Raw genomic sequence first — 448 nt, forward strand, 5'->3', positions numbered from 1 at the left:
CCGTCGGAGCTCCGCGGCTGCGAGGCCTTCTCCGTGGTCGCCGGCCCCGGCATGCGGCCGGCTCCGCGCTCGGTGATCGACGGGCTGACGCTGCCGAAGGCCGGCGCGGACCTCGTCCTCAACCCGCTCTATCGCCGCGACGCGGCGGGGGCGTACCGCATCGCCTGGCCGTCGGAACGCTACGAGGCGGAATACGCCCGGTCCGTCACCTACCCGTTGCGGTCGGACGGTCCCGAAAGCCTGGTCTTCGCCGGCGGCGTCGCGGCGCCGGAGGTCGGACGGGTGCGCAGCCGCGAATTCGTCGACCTGCCGGAGCGCTGGTGATGGATGCAGTCCGCTGGGGCATCGTCGGCTACGGCTGGGTCGCCCGCGACTACATGGCGCCGGGCATCCGCGCGGCCGGCCACCGGCTCGTCGCGGTGTGCGATCCGGGCGCGGCCTCGCGCGC

The 448-nt window shown here is 75.2% G+C and carries 2 pseudogenes; both read left to right on the plus strand.

Features of this window, described 5'->3' with window-relative positions:
- A pseudogene (locus FV222_RS29020) lies at positions 1 to 324 on the plus strand (methyltransferase type 11); the annotation flags it as partial.
- A pseudogene (locus FV222_RS31750) lies at positions 324 to 448 on the plus strand (gfo/Idh/MocA family oxidoreductase); the annotation flags it as partial. The pseudogenes FV222_RS29020 and FV222_RS31750, both read left to right, overlap by 1 nt.

Origin of the sequence: Methylobacterium sp. WL103, assembly GCF_008039885.1 — a bacterium.
Classification (GTDB): Bacteria; Pseudomonadota; Alphaproteobacteria; order Rhizobiales; family Beijerinckiaceae; genus Methylobacterium; species Methylobacterium cerastii.